Origin of the sequence: Paenibacillus sp. FSL L8-0708 (assembly GCF_038009325.1) — a bacterium.
Classification (GTDB): domain Bacteria; phylum Bacillota; class Bacilli; order Paenibacillales; family Paenibacillaceae; genus Paenibacillus_AQ; species Paenibacillus_AQ odorifer.
In genome coordinates this window covers 1,379,343-1,397,775 of the sequence record NZ_JBBPBC010000001.1, presented here as the reverse complement: position 1 = coordinate 1,397,775, position 18,433 = coordinate 1,379,343, and the positions used below count along the sequence as shown (strand labels likewise).

The window sequence follows — 18,433 nt, the reverse complement described above, 5'->3', positions numbered from 1 at the left end:
TAGTAATCCGCCCCTTTTATCGTTGTATTGGCGTTCCTTCTATTCTATATCAAGCTTGACTGACCGTTAGGCCGCCTCCAATCCGCCACAATCGGACACCTCTTGTAATAATGTAACGTTGCCCATATCACCAAACTCTCGCGCTACCCATTCGCGGGCTTCTGGACTTCGGGCTTGTTCGCCTTCGCTTGGTATCCATCCGAAATGACTTCCACAAATATAATTAAGCTGCGAAAGTAACTGCTCGTCCTTAAACCAAACGTGCACCGTACCTTTGCCGAACATCTTAAACCGTAGCGTTTCGTTTTCGAACTCTTTCGAAGATAGTGATACAAATTTGCCACTTACGCTAGGATCAATGATTTGGAGCGCCTTGATAATATCGTCAATCCAGCAGCGGACATCCGTATTGATCTTTCCGTAATCATCCCTAAAATCCCAGCTATCGAATGCATAGTATTTTATAGGGATAACGATTTTCTTATTTATTTTATAGGAGCTATTTGTTTTCCAACCGTTGTAGTAATGGACATTTGACGAGTAGCTTGTCTGGTGTCGGTCCGTTATCTTTTGGAATATGGACACTACACTCTCTATTAATATGTCGCGTTGGTTTGCGCCGAGAGCCATAAGTAGCATTCTAATATTCGTGAGATTAATTTCCATTTCGTTAGCCGACTCAATCCTGCGGTTAAGCTTTTGAATAGCGTCATTCGTTAGTATTTTCCGGAATTCGTCTGTATCAAGGACCAATTCCCAGTAGCCGCGTCGTAACTTGTCCAATTCCTCACTTAAATCCGCCCTCGTAAACTCTTTACTATACGGAGTAATGGAATACAGAGGTGAGTGCGACTTCCCTTCGCGCTTATTTACCGTTGAAATATATCCGAAAAAGGACGCTTTCGCACGGATTACCTCAAACGTATCTCGCGCTAGCTCGCAGGCCGTTTCGTATTCGAGTACCAATCGCTCGATATCGTTGAGTTTCGCCTGTATCTCCGAAGGTTTAACGTAAGTAGATAACACGGAGCCTATTTCTGCAGCCGTTTCCTCGGACTTCCTCGCGTTAAGGAACGGAATTTTATCGTAAATAGATTTACCTGCGTTAGCCTTCTCGACTTTTACGTGAATTAACGCAACTTCTACGTCAGTTTTCCGCTCGGCATCGCTGAATGCATGACTTATATACCGAACCTCCGCCCCATGTTCGTCCAATTTTCGCAGTAATTCTTGTCTTTTCGTAGAAAACGCATTATTTAACGTCTCCTTGTTCACTATTGCGAAAATTTCACACCGGGAAAGCTGCGTCTCTGCCATTTCTAGCGCCTTTAAAACGTGATCGACTCCGTTAGAGAACGGAGGATTCATTATAATGTAGTCGTATTCCTTATACGTTTCGTACGTAAGGAAATCGTCCCACACAACGCTGATCCCTTCGCCCATTAGGATACCAACCAGCCGCTGATCATTCTCTATCGCGTCTACCTTAGCGTCGCGGCCGTTCCTTGTAGCGCGTATAAACTGGATTATGTCCCCTTTTCCCGCGCTAGGTTCGAGGATTCTTCCACTAAAGTGTCTGGTGTTTCTAACTAGATCATCGAACAATTTGCGCGGTGTTGGGTAAAAGTCTTTGTTATCTGTGTATATCAAATCAATCGCCCCTTTATCCGTATTTTAGCGTCAGCCCTACGTTATATGAACGATGCCGCACGTAGTAACCTCCGCTATTGCGAATTTTTCTAACGTTGAAATTTGCGAAGCTTAGTCCGCAATCGTCCGCGTTATTCCGAGTTCCTCCGCCACATATCCGTTCTCACAATCGCCTTCGTGCGTAGCGTCTCCGTTCATATACCGTGTAAGCTCATCACCTACGTAAATCTCACCGCCGCAGTACGTGCAATTAGCGGAGACACGCGGTTCAGTCGGCGGCGGGAAGCGTTCGTCTAACGGTGTCCACATATTACGCAGCCTCCCGTAAGTCTTGCGCTAAGACAGCGTTTAATTGCTCCGCCAGCGCGACTCCGATCACGTAGGAGACGCGCGATGCGACTCCGTTGCCGACGATGCGGTACTGCGGCGATAATTTAATAGACTCCGGTAACACGTACCAGTCAGGTACGGATTGGATGCGCAAGCACTCGCGTACCGTAAATCTACGTGGTTTACCTGACACGGCCGTTACTTCATTCGGACACTTAGCTCTATACTCCGCTATTAACGTCTTGGCCGGAGTGCTTCCGTCATTTACCGGAATGCCCGTGCCATAATTCGTAGTAGCTTTTCCGTCTAACACGTTCTGTATATATGGAGGATTAGCGGCGTCCGGAGCATGGTTTTCTAAGCCCGGATGTATACCCTCGTTCCTTACGTGGCCCCCGACGGTCGCTGCCGGAGACTCCCAAGAAGCTACTCGGTTTGCCTTTTCGTAAGTCCACTCCGGGTTTACGTTATCCAATAAAGCACCCACGTGGTTCTGCGTAGACGATTCCGTAGTAGGTTCCGGTAAATCTCCGATCACGTCACACAGCACCTGCGTTCTGTAATCCTCTGCGCTCGGCTCCGGAAACTCAAAAGTCAGCCCAAGATCCTTCCGCACGCCAACGATAAACACGCGCTCTCTTTTCTGTGCAACTCCGTAGTCCCATGCGTTAATTAAGCGCCAAGTAATCGCGTAGCCGATCTCGTCAAACTGCGCGAGGAGAGCGTCGAACGTCGGACGGTGCTTCTTCGTAAGGAGACCCTTTACGTTTTCGAATACGAAGGCTTTCGGCTGCTTGTCCGCGATTATCCGCAGGTACGTCCATACGAGTTTTCCGCGCTCGCCCTCCACGCCAGCACCAGCGCCAGCTACCGAATAGTCCTGACATGGCGGACCACCTGCGATAATGTCTGCGTTTGGAATCTGCGCCTGTATTAAGTCGGACGTAATGTCTCCGCAGATTACGTGGTCGCCGATGTTGTATGCGTATGCTTCCGCCGCGCGCTTATCGAAGTCATTCGCGAAAGTGATATCGTAGCCTGCCGCTTGTAGTCCGACAGCCATTAGTCCGCCGCCGCAAAATAACTCGGCTACCGTTAAGCCGTTTGCGGGTAATTGCGGTGTTACGTTATAGTTGCGTGTGGATACCGTCTCCTCTTCGCTCAATTTTCCGGGATGTATACCTTCGTTACGTGCGTGACCACCTACCGTAGCGGCCGCCGCATCCCACGTAGCTACGCGGTTCGCCTTCTCGTAAGTCCACGCTAAGTTAACGTTATCAAACAGTGCGCCGTAATGATTCGCTATCGTCATCCGCAATCACCTCCGTACTCTCCCGTTTCGCCAGCGGAGTCCGACCGTCGTAGTCCGCGCCTTGGATAGCGTCAATCCGCCCGTACATATATCCCATAGCGTAGATTTCGCGATATTCATCAACGCTCATATTACGCTGCCTCCTTCATCAATGCGGATAGCCGTTCGTCACCCGCTCGAACTAGCGTTAACTCCTCATCCAACGTAGTGCCTGACCACCAGCGCAGTATTTCGTCTCCGTGATATTTCCACGTTGTTACGCTAATTCCGCAATCATGACGACATTCCCACGTTGCGCCAAGCGCTTCCCAACGCTCTTTAATCACAACTATTTCGCGAGCCTTCGCCATCCACGCTTCCTCACGTTCTGCGTCCGCCGCTTTAGTCCGCTCAATATTCCGTAAGTAACGCTCAAGCTGCGCTATCCTGCGTTCTCGAAACTCGGCGTCAAGGTCGGCGGTCAGCAGCGCAAGGAATTCGCGGGCGTCCACCTCGGATAACGCCTCCTTGCCATCGATAAACTGCGCGATGTACTTCCGTTCGAGCTCCCTCATTCCGGCCAATCCCCGCCTAAGTACGCCATAATCTCGTCAATCTGCGCATACAACTCTGCCAATGTCCCGTCATTCGTTACGGTAAAATCCGCCGCGTAGCCGTCGAGCGCCGTTTCCGTTCCGTGCATCAAGTCCGCGTAATTGAACGTATCGCCCGAGTTGACGGCGCGTTCGATGCGTAGGCCGTCCGGTGCTTCGACGCGGATGAGGACGTAGCCGGCGGATTGGAGTGCGAGAAATTCGTTAGGCTGCCTCGTATCGCTGATTACTACGGGAGCGTCCGTACCACTTACCGGACATAAGCGTGAGTAGCGGATATTATCGAAGCAAGCGTCGATCCACACGGCTTCTCCGTAATGCTCACGCATAAACTGTCCGTGAAATTGGTAGCCGGCGCGTGGTTTAGGATCGCGTGGAATCTCCGGATATCGGCGGTGGAAATCGCGCTTCAACTCGTCGCCGAACGCGAACTGCGTATAGCCGTATTTGGACGCGAGGTAGTCGCCAGCAGCGGACTTGCCCGACCGTAATTTTCCGATTAATCCGACATTGGGCAGCGCCATATTACGCAGCTCCTTTCAGCGTGGAGGAAGCAGCGGAAACTCCGCCGTCCTCACGTGAATCATCGATAATTTGCGCGACACCGTCGTTTAATCCCCCTCCGCGTGCTCCCTCACCGACCCTGTAGGCGTACTCGTCGGCAATGATGCGCAGGTTCTCGCCGCGGTCGTCAAGCGTCAGCACCTCGTATAAAGTTCCGTAACCGCTAACGCCTTCGAACGTAATCACGTCACCGACGCGCACTTCCTCCGGCTGCGGACACGTTAGATACTCCGCCGGAACGTTTAACCCGAGCGCTCTATATAACGCGATAGCACGTCCGATATGTGCGTTGAACGTTTCGCCTGGCGCACATTTCGCGATTCCGCGTACCGTAAACCCGTCGTGTATGCAGCGAATAAGAGCGACAACTGTGCGCTTCTCACGATTGACAACGTACGTGACTTCGTGCATTTTGGACGGACTGCCCTCGGGCCAGAATGAAATCCCGTCAGGATCGCCCGGAATCTCCGTACCGCTGAATTTATACGGATTACTAACGTCAGCCACCGCACGCTCAACGACTTCGTCGCGGACTTGTTGAGGCGAAAGTACCGCCTCTTTTGGCGTCTTAGCGAACGTCGGCAGCGCGGCTCTCTCGATATTATCAACGTGACCCTCCGCAACTTTAACGACACTCACCGCGCTGTCTGTTTCGAGCGCTAGGATACGCACTTCCAGCGCGTTTACGTGCTTTTCTAGCGCCTTAATATCGTCGCTAACGCCTTCTTCGATGAGAACGATATCCTCGCGTGCCACACGCAGCTCGTCTTCTAATTGCGCAATCTTACGTGTGAGCACCGTAATGTTCTCCGCGTATTGGTCGGCGAGTGGTAATTCGGATAATGGCGTTGGAGTCGGCACTAGTTCCGCGGAGGTTAGCGGTTCGAGTACGCGATATTCCTCGTGAAATAACGTTACGCCGTCCGTAGTATCGATACACATACTTCCGTCATCAACATCCGCAGTAAAGAGCGCTCCATTTCCGTATCCGTCCCCGTTTAGATCGTTAGTCTTTATGATAATTACGCGCTCACCCACCGTAGCCTTACGGTCGACCATTCGATATACGCGGTTAACTCCGTCGGCGTCGTCGATGCGCAGGATGTCGGAGGCTTCGAGGACAACGTATTCACTGTCGGCAACCGCCCACCAATCGTGCTTATCGAGGTATTCAGCGCGGGTATCGGATGTCATGCGTACGACCTCGCCTAGCGGAAACTGATTACCGTTAATTTTGTCCGTCACCTTAACGAGTTCACTTACGCTCGCCTTCCGCTTAACCTCGCGATATTCACGTGAGACACCGCCGAGCGCTTCGTCGGGGATGAGCGTAGTTGGCGCGTCCGGCTCAAGAACTACATACTCGTAATCCGCGATAGCGCGAATACCGTTAGGAACACCGTAATCCTCCACGATAACCGAACGGTCATTTACACGTTTTTCTACGACCATCTCCGCGCCGTTTGTGTAATTACCGAAAGTAAAATTAGCGTTAACAATCTTGATACGTTCCCCAGCGTTGGCTTTACGTTTAATTTCCGTCATTAATAACCGTCTCCTTTAAGATACGTATTTGTACCGCCTGCCTACCGAAATCCCACGCGTCATCGATGTCCGCCATCAATACGTCAATCTTGCGCCCCTTAATCGCGCCGCCAGTATCGAGAGCGATCGCTTCGATAATCACTCCGTCAGCCGTGCGGACTTCAAGCGCTGTCCCTAACGCTATTACCGCGGGATCAACTGCAATCACGCGCCTACCTTCGTACTCGACCGTGTGGCGTACGTCATATTCCGTAGCCGTAAATCCGCTGCATCCCGTATCGCACAGCGCGATATACGCGGTGGCTTCGAACGTAGTCCACTCGGGTTCTTCCGTCGGTTCCTCCGTAATCGTTGGCGCGACTTCGGCGGGAACTTCTTGCGCTATTTCTTGCGTAGTCGCTGACGGATATTTGCCCGTTACATCCGTGAGCCCTACGCTTAGTGCTGTCGCGAATATTAACGCGAGTATTATGCGGATATCTACGTAATCACTCCTCTCCGTAATTTTCGTCGATGAAGCCCGCGAATAAATCGAATTGCATATGCGTCAATAGTACGGAGCGCTCCGCCATATCAACGCCGTGCCATCCCGTCATAATTGCGTGTGGATCGGCGCTCGGTCCGCTAACTGCGAACATGGCTCCGGTTATTAGGCCGCTGCGTGCCTGCGATGCTAGTGCGTCGAATGCGGCGGCGATTTCGTTCTGTACGCATGGGAACGGGATTATTTCTGCGGACATATTACGCCTCCTTCCGTTTTCCTGCGGCTTCCCATATGATAAATCCGAGAATAAATCCGCCGATATATGCGAGGAATCCTTCCGAACGGCTCGCGTCAAACGATTGAATAGCGATAAACTGCAAGCCGAGCCCCAGTAATAATCCGAGAAATGCGCTCATTCTGCGTTCTCTCCTTCCGTGAATGGCGCGTAAGGAATCGGCGGATTAACGGGCGGTTCGATGGTCACTTCCGTAAGTTGTTCCGCGGTGAATACGCCGATCGCGACTTTAGCATCGCTATACCACGGGTACGGTCTGAGATCGCGTGCCTCTTTCTCCGCTCGTCCGCGAGTTTTATACGTCCGGATTGCGCTGTCCTTACGGTAAGGCTTCCCGTCAATAAGGATTACGTAGATATCGTTGTTCACTTTGCGCCGACCTCCCGTTTAATACTACGGATCACATCGAAGCCCTCCGGATAACGAGTGCGTAGTTTAGCTACGTTCTTCTCCGCGATTCCAGCGAGCGATAATCCGGCCGTATTCGCCAGCGCCGCCACATACCATAGGACATCGCCGAGTTCCGTTTCGAGTTCAGCGGCATCAAGCGTGTGTCCATGAAATACGACTTTCTTGAGTAAGTCCGTTACTTCTCCGGCCTCTCCGCTAAGTCCCATTCCAAAGTTAGCGAAGCGTTGTTCGTCGGTGCTCACCGTTTGGCTGTTAGCCGTACGTTCGGCCGCCGCTTGATACTCCGTAAATGTAATTTCACCCATCCGTTCACCCCTCCGTAGTCTATCGAGTAATTCCGTACGCTTACGCTTTCTGTCCGCCATGATTTCGGCTTGCGGGCGGTCGATGATACGCTGCGCTATCATTCCGCAGGCGTCCGTTCCTCAATTACGAATATTGCGCCGCGCTGTTCGACGATATCGTATTTCACCGCGTCGATAACGCCGCCCGGACGGAGTGTGACTTCGTGTGTGATCGGAATGTAGTCCGGCTTTAGCACGCTTAGTACGATTAACAATGCGCCCAATAGCGATAAGATTGCGAAAATCGTAGGCCACAAGCGTTCTCCCATACGCCAGCCGATTACGGATATGCCCGCAAATACTAGGAATACGAAGCTTCCGTAAACAATCGAGCCGACGCTGTAATCAACAACGCCACCATACGTATTCAGCACGTCCATTAAGCGGCCTCCTTCGATTCGACCGCGCTGTAGTCAACGTCGGTGTCGTCGATGATGACGTACTGCTTATCGCCGATCCATCCGCCCTCTAGCGTAGTAAACGCGTGGCCGCCGTACTCTTCGCCGTCAAGCGCTGGATCGCGCTCATCAAGTGTTAGCGTCGCACCTACGTTTCCGCCTGTGAGCTTACGCACCTTTGCGCCCGTTGCTGGCTCCGGTTGCGGCGCGTCTGTATATTCGCTCGGCACCGCTAACCCAAGCGCCTTACGTAGCGCGATCGCTTTGCCGATTTCCGCGTGGAATACGTCGGCTGGCGAACACTTTGCGGTGAACTTCGCGTCAGGTACTCGTTCTAGTGACACTCCGTGATTCACCAACGCTGTCACCGTACGTTTATCCCGGTTAACGTGAAAGTTAACGGCGTAGCAACGGTTGTGGAACGGAGATTCTTTCGGAATGTCCGAATAGATATCGCGACCAATCCGTAGCAATTCCGCGACGTCAGCGGTCGCCTTTGCGATAACCTGTGCGCGGGTCGGCGGCTTCGGTTTGCGCGCTATAACTGCGCCTGAGTCCGCAACAGTGAACGGAGCGCCTACGCTGCCGCCTACGCTAATTCCCGGCGGATCAATCTCCGGAAGTAGCTTACGTAATTCATCCGCATTGTCCGCGACGAACTGGCGGAAGGCTGCGTAAAGGGGATCGGAAGAGAGCGGTGACGGTGCGCTAGGCTGCGTGATTGGTTCGAGGACTACGAACTCCGACAAGCAGATGAGACGATCTTTTCCGTCGATGCTCAAGTAAACGTCGTCGTCTCTGTCTACGTGATTCACCGTGAATTCATCCCCGTTGTCGTAGCGTCCCATCGTGTAACTCGCCGCTACGATCTTAATCCGTTCTCCCACCGCTGCCTTACGTTTAACTTCGCGATATTGTTGCGTTGTCATTACTGAACCGCCTCCTCGTTTATATTGCGCGTCATCTGCGCCTTACATAGATAAAGCCGACGTGCTCGGAAGTCCCGCACACTTTTACGGAAACTTTTTTCGTCGTCCGCGTCTTATATGTTAATATCCGCAATGAGTAAGAGCTCCCGCACCAAAACGTTAAAATTAAACGAAAAAAAAACGGAGAGTCGGCGAAATTAATCGCTAACTACTCCGTATTTGTCTCCGTTGTGCCTCCGCTAGTTTCCGTTCATAATTCGCCGCCAGTCCGCGATGCACTTCGACCGCACGTTCAAGTTCCGCGATCTCGGCGAGCTGGGCGCGTTCGAGTTGCGTAGTGAGGCGGTCTGGAATACGCGTCATGTCTGCGTCCAGGCGGTTATTAACGCTGAGAACATAATACGTCCGCGAGGTTCCGTCGATTGCGAGTAATGTACGTCAATGTCGTACCCGCTATTTGCGTAACCGCTCAGCGCTTCGCTAACCGCCGGACCAAAGCTCTCAACTCCCTGCGAAATGTGTGTATATCCAATGTATTCCCTCATGCCGCAATCCCTCCGATTTCATCGATTAGGTTCTCGCGCAGTAAATACGACAGACACACTGCGCATGCGTCCGCGTCATCGTATCCCGTCCGCCACTTAGTATCCGCAGGCAACCGCAGGTACTTCCGCACCGCTTCCGCGACTTCCGGTTTCTCCGCCTTCCCGTTGCCGGTTACGTATTTCTTAACCGACGTTGGGGCAAGCGCGGGCTTTAAGTCCTCCGCGTGGTAACCGTAAGCCGCGAGCGCTCTGTCTGCCGCTGCCCATGCGCTGAATATCGTTTGAGTCGCGCGTTTATTCCGTCCGGACGTAAAGTCTTCGCGAACTACGATATCGAACGGACGATGCTCCCGAACGAAGTGACCGACAAACGTTTCGACCGTGTAGTTGCGTACGGCGTCCGTATCGGCCGTCGAAGTCGCTACGGAGTCACATGCGATAAGGTACGGGGTTCTATTACGGACTTCTACCACAGCGATTCCGGGACTTAGCGATAAGTCGAGTCCGAGAACACGGAAGTTAGGAAGCGCGGGTTTCTTCGTCTGTTTCGTGATCGCTTCCGCCTCCTTCCGATATAAATCCGAGTATGAACGACCAAACGATGAGAAGCGCAGATATAACGCTGACGTACAATAGTCCGCACGTTAATAGCGAGAACCACACCAGGCCGCCGACCATAAGTGCGCCAATAAGTAATACGTAGAGGGTTCCGTTAATAATACGTTTAGTCATTACGCCGCCTCCTTTCCGAATGTGTAAACGGTATTACTCGTAACAACGGAAACTACTCCGTCGCTATCCGCGATCGAACGTACGAATGACGTCCGCAGGATCTTGTTTCCGTCATCGCGGTAACATACGAGCATAGGCGCGCCGACCTCGCAGCGTAAGATTTCTACGCGCTGACCTTTGCGTCGGGCTTCGCGTTCGTGTGTTGTTCCGTCGAGATTGCTTATCGATTCGATTACGTATGATTGCGGTGTCTGCAAATTAGGCGGCCTCCTTCGCTTCTTCCTCGTACCGTATCCGCTGAATCTCCGTGAGCGCTTCGATAGGTCCTCGCTTCTTCCAATCCGGCAGACTCGATCGTGATATCGCGCTTACTTTCCGCTCAATGACCGCGATCTCATCCTCCGTTAATGACAACGCACATGCACGCTTGAAATTGTTGAACGTAAAGTTTTCGATATCAAGGGGCGGCGGTATCTTCGCATTGACCGCGTGAACAATGTCCGCGAAGCCATCGAATACCTCTGCGCGCATCTCGTCCGTAATATACAGGCCGTACGCCTTGATGTCCGGAGTCTTCGCGATGTCCTCAGCGCTCATTTCCCACGCCTTTTTCGCGCAATTAACGTAGAGGATTACGTAATAATCGACGCCGTACATTCGCGAGTAACAGACCGTTTGCTTAATGTGCTTCTCGTCCGGACCGTTACGCGTTGAGTATTCGGACGTTTTGGCTGACGTAGTTTGCTTCGATTTAATTTCGAGGCCGACGCGTAAGACATCGCCGTCATCCGTCTGGTATAGCATCAACCCGTCGCAGAATCCGTATAGCGCGAAGACGGCGCCGTTGTGCGTTATCTGCGTAAGTCCTGGCGCAAACTGTTCGAACATCGGCTCACCGTACGAGTTCCGTTCGAATACAAAGCGCGGTTGTTGCCCGGTGGCCTTAGCGTAATGTTTCTCCGCGAATAGAATATCGCGCTGTATCATATCGCCGACCTGCGTTCCCAAACGAGTCCAGCGTCCTTGATGCGGCGGCTTTACCTCTACGTCTTTCTTAGCACCGAGCGCCTTTTCGTAGAGTGAACGAGGACATGATCCGGCAGCCGACGGTGAGAAGTACGGAATATTACGTGGCGGCCATACCTTGCGCGATTTGTCCGTTAGGACGTTTTGATACCACGCGTGAATCTGCGCATCGAGTGCATCGTCGTACACTTCTGGCGCGGAGTGGTAAGCGTTGAGGAAATCCGTGAAGTCTTGCGCGATTTGATTAGCGATTGATTGCGTAATATTAAGCCGCCTCCTTTGTTTGTTCCGTGACCCATGCGCGGATTATAGCTTCGGTAAGCACGAGGTCAGTAACAGTCATACTTGCACCAGAGTGACGAGAAGCGCGACCCCACACGTAAAGACCGCGGTCAACGTTGAATCCGGCGGGTAGCTTTCCGCCCTCAAGCGTTAAACTGTCAATTGTCCCGCATATCCGGCTAGGCCGAAGCGTGCTACCTCCGTCTTTCAGCGCTTTAATCAATGATTCACGTTGTTCCTTCGTCATCCCTACGCAGCCCCTTCCGTTCTCTTAATTGTCCGTACAATCGCGCCTGGCGGCGTATATTTTAGCGGACGCTCATCGCTATCAATCACGACGTTCCTATACGTAATCCCGTTAAGCTCCGCCTTCTCACGCAGGATCGCGTAAACCTGTAGCGTAGCCTCTACGTCATTCATCGCGCGGTGGTGTCCGTTGAGATCGACGCCATATCTAGCGCAGACATCGGCGAGCTTGGCGCTTTCGTCCGGATCGACTAGGCGGGAGAGTGCGCGTGTGCAGGCAAACCCGAGCGTAAACATCGGCAACGGTACAAACGCTAAGTCAAACGGAGCATTATGCGCTATAACCGTTGAGTCGAGTAGGAAACGGCGCAGGGACGTCCTTACGCAGTTAACGTCCGGAGCCCCGCGCAAGTCATCCGCGCGAATCCCGGTCAACTCCGTAATAAACTCCGGAATCTCTGTGCCAGGCGGCAGCGCTACGAACGTCTGAAACCGCCCGATCTCGCGGATAGTTCCGTCCGCTGAGACCTCCGCTCGGATAGCGGCGATCTCCGTAATGTGATCCGTAGTGTGATCGAGGCCGGTCGTTTCAACGTCGATTACCGTGATGATTTCATTAACAGCGCTCATTCGTCCGCCTCACTTTCGAGTACCATCTCGTATTCCAGCGTTTCGCCGCGCTTGCCGGCTTCGTACGCGGTCTTAACGAGATTCGCGATAGATTTTGCGCCGCTGAGATCACGGAAAAACACCGCGTCCTCCGGCTCGCCAGCGTAAATGGCTACGCCTGTTACGTGCCTACCGTTATCGTCCCGCAGGCTAACGTCAATCGAGCCCTTACCATAGTGCTTATCGTAATCCGTTCCGATATTGCGCGTTTCTACGAGTTTCATCTATGCGGCCCCCTTTACCGTTTCCCATACGAGAATCGTCCGCTCAACCTGCGTGACTTCCTCGATATCCGCGCTGCCGCCGTCCCATTCGGAACCCCACGTATAATCCGTAAAGGGCGATCCCTCGCGCATCACTTCTCCGCGATAATAGCGTACGCCGTCCGTGAATATGACCGTTTTGGACTCGAATTTCCCTTCGGATACCCAGCGTCCGTCTTTAACTACGCTGAGTTCTACGTCGGCTTCCGTTGTAATTGCGCCCTCAATCGTGAGGTCTTCGAGCTCGCTTACCGTTAATTTTAGCGTTGTCATTTACGCTGCCACCTCCGTAAACTTAGCGGCCAGACGTGAGGCTAACGTTTTAGTGAATACGTACAGCGCGTCATCCGCGTCGTCAAACGCGTCGAGTGCATCGTAGATTTCGTCGAGCAGCGAACTGTCCTCCGTGAACTGTTCGTCCGTACCTTTGATGAGCGTAAAGTCAAGCGCGGAGATAATCGTAGCGAGTTCCTGTTTAGTGACTGCGAGGTTAATTGTCTTTTCCATGTTTACCGTCTCCCTTTAGGCCGCTTTGGGCCGTCTATTTGTAAAGTCCCATTCCGCAGCGCGTATCTCCTGCATCCATTTCGGCTCGATCACCGTATCGCACTCTAACGGACAGGCCAGCGTTACCGTGTTCGTCATGATGTCCGTGTACAGCGCGACAGCTTCTTCCGTGAGCTCAGCGATAGGGACCGCGTGCTTTTGTTCGTCATGCAGCGTTAACGGGAACTCCCACCCGCGCCCTAACGTTAATTCGTAGTAGCTACGGATCATGCAGAGTTTGAGTACATTCGCGCCACTGCCTTGAATTTCGTGGTTAAACGCGGCTCGTTCGTCACGTCCGGTCAGGCGGATAAGCTGCCAGAACTCCGTCCGTAAATCCGGCGATAGCTTATACGATTTCTTCGATAGGTCCGGATCGTTCTTATCGCGGATGCCGGCGCGCTTCATAATCTCGCAAAGTCTACGCCAGTTCTTGCGGTATTCCGGAAAGCGCCGTTTCTGTCCCCATAACGTCGCTGTCCATCCGTGCTCACGGAGATGCGCAAATGATGCGTTAACCATCGTCGTGAATCCTGGCAGAATCTCGTCAAAGGACGCATAGGCGCGCTTAGCTTGATCCTCTGTGACTCCGCGCTTAACCGCTGTCTTAACAAACTGCTCCTGCGCCTGCCCGTAGCCCTTCGCGAGAAACATATCCTTCGTCAGCTTACGAAAAGGGATCGAAGTCAGTCCGGCCTTATACGCCTTCTCGAAGCACAGCTCGCGGTCGACTTCGAACATTGTGGCGGCGAACTCAACGTATGGGTCGAGTCCCTTCCGGTACATTTCCGCGAATATCTCATCGCCGAAAACCGTCGCCATTTTGTGCGCTTGAAGGCGCGGCTCTATGGACGAAAGGTCGCTGCCTAGGAATACGCTACCCGGCGGCGGAACGAACGTCATACGGACACGCTCGCCCTCTTTTGATCGCGCGGGTATATTCTGAAGATTGGTTCCTTTTGGTACGGACTTCTCTCCGCAATCTACGAGCTTCCGCATTGTCGCGAGATAATTTGCGTCTGTTACCTCGCCGCTTCGTATATCGTTCGGCTTGCCTTTATAGCCTTTCGAGCTATACCGTCCGGTCGAAACCGTATCTAGCTGCGTGTGTAATCGTCCGTCTACGTCCAGCGCGTTCGGAATCTTGTCGATATACGTTCCGAGCAGCTTTTCGTAAGCCGATACGTTCGCCAACGGTGCGAGCGCTTCTTCCTCTTCGTAATAGCGTTCGAGTACCTCCTTAGATACCGCGCGGCTCTTGTTCTTATCCTTAACGATCTGCTTCGTACGATCCGTAATTCCGAGGTGATCGTAGATTAAATAGCGCAGATGGTTATCGGTCGTAAACGAAAATGATTCGATGAATAACGGCGCGTGTTCTACGTCGGGCGGCGCTAATTCCTCCGCTTCTAATTCCGCGAGCCTAGCGACCGCGTTCGTATATTTCTTGAGCGTAGTTTTACCCGCAGCCTCGCACTCCGTGATGCTAGCGCGTTGCTTCGTCCGTGCTTCCGCGTTCTTAGCGATACGCTTCGCTTGCTTCTCGCACCATTCCGTAATCTTCGCTGCGTTAATTGTGCGGTCCATCTTGCGTATGAATTCCGGATCGGTTACGCCATATGCCGCGATAACATCCGCTTGCGCTTGCTCCAACTTCGGACGTAGTTCGTCGCCTAACGCCTTCAATTCGTCGAGGTCAATTACGAAGCCGGTACGCTCAATATTAACGTTAACCTCCGTTAGATATTGCGCGATCTCGAAGTAGGCGGTCGCTAGTTTATCCGTTGCGACAAGCGTATCTATTTCCCACTTAGTCAGCCACCACCCTTTAAGAACGTCCCATATCGCGTAGATTCCGACTAGTTCTATCGGGTGAAGCATTGGAGATTCCTTCGCGAATAAATCCTCAAAGGTGAAATCCGGACCAGTCGCACCTATTGCCGTTTTATACTTCGTAATCAATGGCTTCAATCCATACGTCGGCTCATTGTCGTTAAGCGTACGCATCCCTTCCAACGAATCGAAGCGTATTCCCTGCGGCGACAGCCCGTCGTTAAGCATCATCGCCAAGTCGAAGGGCGCGTTATGGAACGATTTTATCTGCGAGGCCAGCGACATAAACTTTGCGATTGCTCCTAGCGCAGCCGAACGCGTACATTGCTTCTCGCCCGTTAGATGTCCGTAAGCAACGTAATAACCTTCGTCAAGCAGCGGAAGCCATACGGAATAGCCACCGGTTAAGTCAATCATTTTGTCTACGCCAGACGTTTCCGTATCCCACACCGTAAGCGACTGAGCGTCAGGAATCGTAATCCCGCGCTCGGCCAACTTCCGTTTAATTAGCGTGTTATTGAATAGCGCAAATGTCCGTGTAAACCATACGTCATCCTTCTGCAGACGGCACTCTTCTCGTACTCGCTCCACAAACGCCGGTAACTCCGCGTCGTCCGTAACGATATGGAAATTCGCCGGCTTCGTACGCAGCGTCTCCGCAATCCGTTCCGCACGTTCAGCGCGTTTCCTTTCCGCCGTCAACCGTTCGCCTGCCGCAATTACGTCTGCCTTCGTCACCTGTCCGCCGCCGGACCGGAGATTGAAACTACCGGACGAGGAATTGCCCGTTTCCCTCGTCCCCGTTTCTCCGGTCTTTTGCGCGGTTCTTACGGTCTCGACGAGCTGGCGCTCGCGGTCCGTTAATGACATCGATAACACGCGTTCGATCGCTTCGGCATCCGTTTCCTCCGCCGCTTTCTTGCGTTTGGTGGCGCTGGCTATGCGCTCCGTTACGTCTTCCGGCGCTTCGGCTGCGGTGGGACTGCGTAGATTAAGCGTTAATTTAACGTCTATGTCCGCTCACTCCTTTCGTATTAGGCTACGCTTTTAACCGCTGTATCGAAGCGCTGTTCGACCGGAGTGATAAGCGTTGCGCTATCGCCCTCATCGAAAAATACTCCGCGATACTTCTCGCCATCATACGGCTGTGCTCCGACTCTTACGCCTATGCAATCGTCGACACTACCGCTGTCCTCAACGGTGCCTACGCCTTTCTCTCCGCCAGTCTTAACGAAACTGACGATATCTCCACGTTTAAACTCGCCGACCTTGCGTCCGATTGTCGCCCATTTAAGCTCCTCGCGTCTCTTTTCTTCGGCTTCCTGCGCTTCCTTCTCGATAGAAGCTTGTGCGGCGATTTCTTCCGCGCTAACCTTCGTCAACTCCGAAGCGATTCCGTCCCATCCGCTGCCGTATGACGGAAAAGTTACGGTAACTCGTTCTCCGATTACCTTAGTGACCGTGCCGATTTCGCTGTTTTTAACAAGAGCGCGTCCGTAGCGTGTTGTTTCGGATTCAGGTACGTTAATTTGTACGCTATCCCCTACGCTAAATTTCGGTTTCGGCGCAACCCCTGCGTTATACTCTTCCTCCGCAATCTGGCGCAAGGCGTCCGCGTTGCAGTACCCGGAGTAGTCCCCGTTAGGCTTCCTCAAGCTAAGCGCATATCTACCGTACGGCTCAACGCTTACCTTCACGTATCCGTCCGTGTCAGCAGCACTCATTGCTAACGATTTTGTGCGATCGATGATCTGCGCAAAACCTCCGTCAGCAAACGGACCGACCGCGAGTTTACGTTGAGCTACGCGCTGGGCTTTCGCTTGAGCAGCGCTTACTTCTTCGGCGGTTGCTGGCGTGAGCCCGCGCTCCTTGTCAGCATAACCGGTCCGTCCGTTAAAGTTCATAACGCGGAAATGGCAGTCGCCTGGCTCATACGGGTTCTCTACGATCTGAATGACATCGCCGACATCAAATCCGCTGAGGATGCCGCCCTCTTTCGTAATAACCTTCGCGTAATCTCCGACCGACAAACGTTCAGGTTCCGCTTTAGCTTGCGCGTTTATCGGTTCGAGTACGACGTAGTAATCCTTATCCTTATAGCGCGTATCTCCGTCGTTATCCTTAAATACCGCGTCGCCGTCCGAGTCAATCTTCGCGACAATAAACGTATCACCTTCCGCCCACCCGTCGGCTCTGTCATCGTCCGTCATCTTAACCGTCTCACCCGCGCGGGCTTGGCGTTTAACCTCGCGATATTGCACGCCGCGTACCGTTGTCTCTGCGCTGACCTTTTCGTACACATCGAACGCACTTCCGCATGTATCAAAGTCGTCGCCGTCGTCATCCGTAATCTGTGCGTCATCCGCGCTATCAATTTCGTTAACGAGATACGGGGTTCCCTCCGTAACGTAATCCGCCTCTTCTGTAAACACGATAACGTCACCTTCGCGAGCTGAGCGGTCGACTTTGCGGTATTGTGCGTTGTCGAACGTGATTTCAGCGGCGGAGGGTATTTCGGTGGTCACGCCGGATACCGGCGCGTAGACTTCGAACTCTTCCGGATATCCATCGGAGTCCGCACGCCCATTCACGTCCCCCGCATCGTCAAGAAAATCCGCCGCACCGTGCTTGTCGAATACTATCCCGTAGAAAGCGCCGGCCTCAACGTCCAAACTACTAACGAGCGCCTTAACGATATCGCCCGCCTGCGCCTTCCGGTCAACTTTGCGGAACTCTACGCCATCTACAGTTACGTTTACAGCCGGAATTACTACGTTTAGTTTCGTCATTTATACGGGTCTCCTTCGTTGGGACTGAGCCTTCGGCGCTTACCGTTAGCTCCTCCGCCCCGATAATACTTTAATTTACGTTTAGACAGCGGTCGGTAGTGGTAATTCCTCCGTGATCACAGCGGTCGAAACCGTATAGATATCGCGGTTAAGCGCTAGAGGCAACTCAATCCACCGCTCAGCCGCACGTGCTTCTCCGCACCAGTACTCCGTAAGGCAGCGATTCTCGAACATGTACACGCGAGGCACTTCGCCCTCGATCACCCAAACGCCAATAATGTAATCAGCGTCGGCTAGGTCGTAGATAGTTCCGTTGCCTTTCTTAGCGTAGACTACGAGGTCGCCACCGCGATCCATACGTTGCCTAATCGTCTTCACTTGAATACGCGCATAATCTCCGCTTACGGGGTCTTGCGCCAGGACGTCGTACGCTTCGTCCGTCTCCGATTGGTGTACCGTCCATCCGTTCGCCAATAACGCTAATCTTGCGGCGAGCTCCGAATACTTACCTACGACTTCCGAAATATGTGCCGTCTGAACCACGTCCTCTCTCGTTAAATTCTCCGCCGGCCAGCGCAACCAACACGCGGACCGGCGGTTTATTACCGTTGTTACCGGAAATTAATGTCTGTGTAGATGCGTGTAGC

At 52.8% G+C, this 18,433-nt stretch carries 27 protein-coding genes; 1 reads left to right on the top strand and 26 read right to left on the bottom strand.

The window, feature by feature from the left end; translation table 11 throughout:
* Nucleotides 1–66: 66 nt before the first annotated feature.
* The 8 genes from NYE58_RS06330 to NYE58_RS06295 all read right to left on the bottom strand — a co-directional run bounded on the left by NYE58_RS06330 (nt 67) and on the right by NYE58_RS06295 (nt 6,202).
* Nucleotides 67–1,650, bottom strand: coding sequence for a DUF4942 domain-containing protein (locus NYE58_RS06330; protein WP_341001348.1), 1,584 nt, complete (start codon nt 1,648–1,650; stop codon nt 67–69).
* A gap of 111 nt (nt 1,651–1,761) precedes the next feature.
* A complete protein-coding gene (locus NYE58_RS06325) occupies nt 1,762–1,959 on the bottom strand; it encodes a hypothetical protein (RefSeq protein ID WP_341001346.1) in 198 nt (65 codons plus the stop codon).
* A gap of 1 nt (nt 1,960) precedes the next feature.
* Nucleotides 1,961–3,292, bottom strand: a complete 1,332-nt coding sequence (locus tag NYE58_RS06320; RefSeq protein ID WP_341001344.1) for a DNA cytosine methyltransferase — start codon at nt 3,290–3,292, stop codon at nt 1,961–1,963.
* On the bottom strand, nt 3,258–3,422 hold the full coding sequence (locus tag NYE58_RS06315) for a hypothetical protein (protein ID WP_341001343.1): 165 nt from the start codon (nt 3,420–3,422) through the stop codon (nt 3,258–3,260). The genes NYE58_RS06320 and NYE58_RS06315 overlap by 35 nt, the downstream gene beginning before the upstream one ends.
* Before the next feature lies 1 nt (nt 3,423).
* Nucleotides 3,424–3,783, bottom strand: a complete 360-nt coding sequence (locus NYE58_RS06310) for a hypothetical protein (RefSeq protein ID WP_341001342.1) — start codon at nt 3,781–3,783, stop codon at nt 3,424–3,426.
* Between the two features lie 59 nt (nt 3,784–3,842).
* Nucleotides 3,843–4,409 (bottom strand): adenylate kinase, encoded by a 567-nt coding sequence (locus tag NYE58_RS06305; RefSeq protein WP_341001341.1) that lies wholly within the window; start codon nt 4,407–4,409, stop codon nt 3,843–3,845.
* Between the two features lies 1 nt (nt 4,410).
* Nucleotides 4,411–5,508 carry a hypothetical protein gene (locus NYE58_RS06300; RefSeq protein ID WP_341001338.1) on the bottom strand — a complete coding sequence of 366 codons (1,098 nt, stop codon included), beginning with the start codon at nt 5,506–5,508 and terminating at the stop codon, nt 4,411–4,413.
* A gap of 472 nt (nt 5,509–5,980) precedes the next feature.
* On the bottom strand, nt 5,981–6,202 hold the full coding sequence (locus NYE58_RS06295; protein WP_341001336.1) for a 3D domain-containing protein: 222 nt from the start codon (nt 6,200–6,202) through the stop codon (nt 5,981–5,983).
* A 22-nt stretch (nt 6,203–6,224) separates the two neighbouring features.
* On the opposite strand from NYE58_RS06295, the gene NYE58_RS06290 reads away from it, so the two are divergent.
* Nucleotides 6,225–6,482: a hypothetical protein gene (locus NYE58_RS06290; protein WP_341001334.1), complete on the top strand. Its 258-nt coding sequence runs from the start codon at nt 6,225–6,227 to the stop codon at nt 6,480–6,482.
* On the opposite strand, the gene NYE58_RS06285 is transcribed toward NYE58_RS06290, so the two are convergent.
* From NYE58_RS06285 to NYE58_RS06200, 18 genes are all read right to left on the bottom strand, one after another.
* Nucleotides 6,483–6,734, bottom strand: a complete 252-nt coding sequence (locus NYE58_RS06285) for a hypothetical protein (protein WP_341001333.1) — start codon at nt 6,732–6,734, stop codon at nt 6,483–6,485. It abuts the gene before it with no gap.
* A 1-nt stretch (nt 6,735) separates the two neighbouring features.
* The gene (locus NYE58_RS06280) at nt 6,736–6,894 is read right to left on the bottom strand and encodes a hypothetical protein (protein WP_341001331.1); all 159 of its coding nucleotides are present in this window, start codon (nt 6,892–6,894) and stop codon (nt 6,736–6,738) included.
* Nucleotides 6,891–7,142: a hypothetical protein gene (locus NYE58_RS06275; protein WP_341001329.1), complete on the bottom strand. Its 252-nt coding sequence runs from the start codon at nt 7,140–7,142 to the stop codon at nt 6,891–6,893. The genes NYE58_RS06280 and NYE58_RS06275 overlap by 4 nt, the downstream gene beginning before the upstream one ends.
* Nucleotides 7,139–7,489, bottom strand: coding sequence for a nucleoside triphosphate pyrophosphohydrolase family protein (locus tag NYE58_RS06270; RefSeq protein ID WP_445671782.1), 351 nt, complete (start codon nt 7,487–7,489; stop codon nt 7,139–7,141). The genes NYE58_RS06275 and NYE58_RS06270 overlap by 4 nt, the downstream gene beginning before the upstream one ends.
* A 98-nt stretch (nt 7,490–7,587) precedes the next feature.
* Nucleotides 7,588–7,908, bottom strand: a complete 321-nt coding sequence (locus NYE58_RS06265; RefSeq protein ID WP_341001326.1) for a hypothetical protein — start codon at nt 7,906–7,908, stop codon at nt 7,588–7,590.
* Complete coding sequence (locus NYE58_RS06260) at nt 7,908–8,855, bottom strand: hypothetical protein (protein WP_341001325.1); 948 nt, start codon at nt 8,853–8,855, stop codon at nt 7,908–7,910. The genes NYE58_RS06265 and NYE58_RS06260 overlap by 1 nt, the downstream gene beginning before the upstream one ends.
* A gap of 359 nt (nt 8,856–9,214) precedes the next feature.
* Nucleotides 9,215–9,400, bottom strand: coding sequence for a hypothetical protein (locus NYE58_RS06255; protein ID WP_036679051.1), 186 nt, complete (start codon nt 9,398–9,400; stop codon nt 9,215–9,217).
* The gene (locus tag NYE58_RS06250; protein ID WP_076297476.1) at nt 9,397–9,954 is read right to left on the bottom strand and encodes a crossover junction endodeoxyribonuclease RuvC; all 558 of its coding nucleotides are present in this window, start codon (nt 9,952–9,954) and stop codon (nt 9,397–9,399) included. The genes NYE58_RS06255 and NYE58_RS06250 overlap by 4 nt, the downstream gene beginning before the upstream one ends.
* Nucleotides 9,920–10,132 carry a hypothetical protein gene (locus NYE58_RS06245; RefSeq protein ID WP_076297477.1) on the bottom strand — a complete coding sequence of 71 codons (213 nt, stop codon included), beginning with the start codon at nt 10,130–10,132 and terminating at the stop codon, nt 9,920–9,922. Before NYE58_RS06245 ends, NYE58_RS06250 begins: the two co-directional genes overlap by 35 nt.
* Nucleotides 10,133–10,390: 258 nt before the next feature.
* Nucleotides 10,391–11,347 carry a hypothetical protein gene (locus NYE58_RS06240; protein WP_341001324.1) on the bottom strand — a complete coding sequence of 319 codons (957 nt, stop codon included), beginning with the start codon at nt 11,345–11,347 and terminating at the stop codon, nt 10,391–10,393.
* Nucleotides 11,348–11,423: 76 nt separating this feature from the next.
* Nucleotides 11,424–11,687, bottom strand: coding sequence for a hypothetical protein (locus NYE58_RS06235; RefSeq protein WP_341001323.1), 264 nt, complete (start codon nt 11,685–11,687; stop codon nt 11,424–11,426).
* A gap of 2 nt (nt 11,688–11,689) precedes the next feature.
* Nucleotides 11,690–12,316 (bottom strand): 3'-5' exonuclease, encoded by a 627-nt coding sequence (locus NYE58_RS06230; RefSeq protein ID WP_341001322.1) that lies wholly within the window; start codon nt 12,314–12,316, stop codon nt 11,690–11,692.
* Nucleotides 12,313–12,579, bottom strand: a complete 267-nt coding sequence (locus NYE58_RS06225) for a hypothetical protein (protein ID WP_341001321.1) — start codon at nt 12,577–12,579, stop codon at nt 12,313–12,315. The genes NYE58_RS06230 and NYE58_RS06225 overlap by 4 nt, the downstream gene beginning before the upstream one ends.
* Nucleotides 12,580–12,891, bottom strand: coding sequence for a hypothetical protein (locus NYE58_RS06220; RefSeq protein WP_341001320.1), 312 nt, complete (start codon nt 12,889–12,891; stop codon nt 12,580–12,582). It abuts the gene before it with no gap.
* Nucleotides 12,892–13,125: a hypothetical protein gene (locus NYE58_RS06215; RefSeq protein WP_341001319.1), complete on the bottom strand. Its 234-nt coding sequence runs from the start codon at nt 13,123–13,125 to the stop codon at nt 12,892–12,894. It abuts the gene before it with no gap.
* Nucleotides 13,126–13,140: 15 nt separating this feature from the next.
* Nucleotides 13,141–15,735, bottom strand: coding sequence for a DNA polymerase (locus tag NYE58_RS06210; RefSeq protein WP_341001318.1), 2,595 nt, complete (start codon nt 15,733–15,735; stop codon nt 13,141–13,143).
* Nucleotides 15,736–16,031: 296 nt separating this feature from the next.
* Nucleotides 16,032–17,786 carry a hypothetical protein gene (locus NYE58_RS06205; RefSeq protein WP_341001317.1) on the bottom strand — a complete coding sequence of 585 codons (1,755 nt, stop codon included), beginning with the start codon at nt 17,784–17,786 and terminating at the stop codon, nt 16,032–16,034.
* Between the two features lie 81 nt (nt 17,787–17,867).
* Nucleotides 17,868–18,365 (bottom strand): hypothetical protein, encoded by a 498-nt coding sequence (locus NYE58_RS06200; protein WP_341001316.1) that lies wholly within the window; start codon nt 18,363–18,365, stop codon nt 17,868–17,870.
* Nucleotides 18,366–18,433: the final 68 nt, after the last annotated feature.